Source organism: Tychonema sp. LEGE 06208, from assembly GCF_015207505.1.
Taxonomy (GTDB): Bacteria; Cyanobacteriota; Cyanobacteriia; order Cyanobacteriales; family Microcoleaceae; genus Microcoleus.
In genome coordinates this window covers 1-2,864 of sequence record NZ_JADEWT010000209.1, presented here as the reverse complement: position 1 = coordinate 2,864, position 2,864 = coordinate 1, and the positions used below count along the sequence as shown (strand labels likewise).

Below are 2,864 nucleotides of genomic sequence, written 5' to 3'. Positions count from 1 at the left end.
GGCATAGGGCATTGGGCATACCTCACTTTTTTGAGAAAGGCTATATGGTGGATTTTAATTAAAGATTGTTGGTAAACCCGCCCCTACAGAATTATGGTTAACTTAGCTACTAAACAAAATAATTAAACATCTAAAGTCAAATGGTCGAATTAACTCAAAATTGGCAAAATCAACCCATAGCCAAACCCCCAGATTGGCTAATCCAAGCTGTCAAAAAACACGCGCCAGGACTCCCCGGAAATTATGCGGCGGCACTTCTCTGGCACAGAGGGATTGACAATCCAGAACAAATCCCTGGTTTTCTAAATCCCCAACTTTACCAACCAGCAAGTCCCTTTGAATTCGGACTAGAAATGAACTGGGCGATGGCACGAATTCAGCAAGCAATAAATAGCAACGAAAAAGTCGCAATCTGGGGAGATTTCGATGCCGATGGCATAACTTCAACCTCGGTACTTTGGGACGGACTGGGAGAGTTTTTTGCTCAAAATGACCAATTAACTTATTACATTCCCAACCGTTTAACTGAATCTCACGGACTCAATATCCCCGGCATAGATAAATTACATGAATCTGGAATTAGCTTAATTATTACCTGCGATACCGGCAGTACAAATATTGCTGAAATCGAATATGCTACTAGCTTAAATATCGATACAATTATCACGGATCATCATACATTACCGGACGATCGCCCGCCAGCGACAGCAATCATCAATCCCCGCTACTTTCCGGCCAACCACCAACTGTTTAACCTGTCTGGCGTTGCGGTAGCTTACAAATTAATCGAAGCATTATATCACACATTGCCGGATATTCCGCAGCGCCCGCTCACAGATTTATTGGAGTTAGTGGCGATCGGCTTAATTGCCGATTTAGTCCAACTTACAGGAGACAGCCGCTATTTAGCACAAATCGGCATAGAACAACTGCAAAAACAAATCAAAAATCCCACCCGTCCGGGAGTTGCAAAATTGCTCGATTTGTGCAAAAGAACGGGCGATCGCCCAACCGACATTTCCTTCGGTATCGGCCCTAGAATCAACGCCGTCAGCCGCATTCAAGGCGACGCCAAATTCTGCGTAGAACTCCTCACCAGCCGCGACAAAAAACGCTGCGAAGAACTAGCAAATTTAACCGAAATTGCCAACACCAGACGCAAATCTTTACAGAAAGATGTTGCCAAAGATGCAGCCGAAAAACTCGCCAAACTCGACCTTTCAACTACTAGCGTTATTGTCCTCAGCGACCCCCAATGGCCCGTAGGAGTATTAGGATTAGTCGCAGGACAAATCGCCCAAGAATACGGCCGACCCGTCATTTTATTCTGCACAGAAGGAAGCGAAAAAATTAACCCCAGTCTTGCGAAAATACAAGTAATTGATTCTTTAAACCCGGATTTGGCAACACTTTCTCCATCCCAAATCCTAAATTCCAAATCCCCAATAGCCAGAGGTTCGGCGCGTTCCGCCAATCAAATCGACCTTTACCAATTAGTCAAAGACCAAGCACATTTATTGGACAGATTCGGCGGTCATCCCTTCGCCGCCGGATTGAGTCTCCCCGTTGAAAATATCCCTATATTTACCGATGCCGTAAATCAACAACTCCGACAACAATACAGCACAGATAGTTTAACAGCAGCCCCCGTTCAAGCAGATTTAAAAATTACTGTAGCCGAGTTAGGGAAAGAGTTATTTCAAGAACTCAAATTGCTCGAACCCTGCGGTATGGGCAACCCAGCACCAAAATTGCTGGTGGAAAACTGCTGGTTTCAGAATATCAAGAATAAGAATATTCAAGATTTAAAAGGAAACCAAGTAAAGTATATCAAAACTTCTTTTGAAGTTTGGGATGAATCTAGCGATAGAGGATTTCCCGGCATTTGGTGGGGACACTACCGAGACGAAGTTCCCCAAGGGCGGTGCGATGCAACTGTCGAACTTGATTTCAATACTTACACGTCGGACTATGAAGTGCGGTTGATTTCTGTGCAGGAATCCAGGGAGGAGAAACAAGTTAATCCCCAGACAAAAATAGATTGGATTGTAGACTGGCGGAATAGAAATAACGATGAAGAGTTGTTAGCAGCTAGCAGAAACTTAGGATCTCAAATGCTGGCAGAAAATCCCGACTATTTGGAAATAGCCGATCGCGAAAACTCAATTATCCTCAAAGAATGTCCAGCAAGCTGGGACGAACTGCGGATCTGGTTTCGGAAAGCGCAGCAGACTAAGCAAAAACTGGCGATCGCCTACAGTTTACCCCCACCATTGCCCCCACAGCAAATCTGCCAACAGCTTATCGGCATCGCCAAATACCTCAGCCGCACCAACAAACCAGTCACCAGACACCAACTAACCCAAAAACTAGGCATCGGCGACACAGCCCTGCGATGGGGGTTCACAACCCTAAAAAATCTTGGTTTCCAAGTCAATTATCGCGATCGAGCTTTTCACATCACCAGACAACCGGAAACTGCAGAAAAGGGAGAGAAAATCTCCAAAGCCTTATTTTCTAGTCCCTCAACCCAATTCGACGAGCCCAATTTTCCGCCAGCAGTCGGTTTTGTAGCGCAATTCCTAGCAGCAGTCTCCGAAGAACAATTCCGCAGGAAATATTTTTGTGAAGTACCCCTTTCCACCATTGTGTCGATCGCCCGAGAAACCGTTGTCCAAGAAGATTATACAGAAAATTTCTTTTAACCTAATCTTTGCAACCCTTGTTAAACAGGGGCCTGACGGGGTGACAACCCCGTTAAAACATAGACTCAATCAAGGACATAGCTCTCATACCCTTCTGAAAAAATGGCAATTTATTAGGTCTTATTTTCATTAATTCAACAACTATTTCCTGACAATATT

General features: G+C 44.5%; 1 protein-coding gene. It reads left to right on the top strand.

The window, feature by feature from the left end; translation table 11 throughout:
- The first annotated feature begins 140 nt into the window (after positions 1–140).
- Positions 141–2,705, top strand: coding sequence for a single-stranded-DNA-specific exonuclease RecJ (locus IQ263_RS27860; RefSeq protein WP_194071269.1), 2,565 nt, complete (start codon positions 141–143; stop codon positions 2,703–2,705).
- Positions 2,706–2,864: the final 159 nt, after the last annotated feature.